At 67.7% G+C, this 635-nt stretch carries 1 protein-coding gene; it reads left to right on the top strand.

The genetic code is table 11. The features are described 5' to 3' along the window. A partial coding sequence (locus PA598K_RS16020) for a family 43 glycosylhydrolase (RefSeq protein ID WP_148091956.1) occupies window positions 1-635 on the top strand: 635 nt, incomplete at both ends.

Here is a 635-nt window from a genome sequence, read left to right as displayed (position 1 = left end):
CCCGGCGACGGGCGAGCGTCTGAGCGAGATCAAGCCGATCTGGAGCGGCACAGGCGGTCAATACCCCGAAGCGCCGCACATCTATCGGATCGGCGACTGGTACTATCTGATGATTGCGGAGGGCGGCACCGAGTATGGCCATATGGTGACGATCGCCAGGAGCCGACGGCCGGACGGTCCGTACGAGAGCAACCCGGACAATCCGATCCTCTCGCATCGCAGTCTCGCCCGCCCGATCCAGGCGACCGGCCATGCCGACCTGGTGCAGGCGGCGGACGGTCGCTGGTGGGCCGTATGTCTGGGCACCCGGCCTGTCGGCTATCCGAACAAGCATCATCTCGGACGCGAGACGTTCCTCGCTCCGGTCCATTGGACGGAGGAGGGCTGGCCGATCATCGGCGCAGCGGGGACGATCGACGAGACGATGTCCTCGGAGGGCCTGCGGCTGCAGCCTGATGTGCCGTTGCCGATCCGGGAGGACTTCGAGTCGGACACGCTGGCGCCCTGCTGGAACTTCCTGCGGTCGCCGGACCCGTCCCGCTGGTCGCTGACCGAGCGGACGAGTGCATTGACGCTGCGCGGCACGCCGGTGACGCTCGACGATGGCGGGGCGCCGGCTTTTGGTGCGCTTGGCA

This window comes from Paenibacillus sp. 598K (genome assembly GCF_003851045.1).
In the GTDB taxonomy this organism is placed as follows: domain Bacteria; phylum Bacillota; class Bacilli; order Paenibacillales; family Paenibacillaceae; genus Paenibacillus_D.
This window is presented reverse-complemented; position numbering and strand designations above follow the sequence as displayed.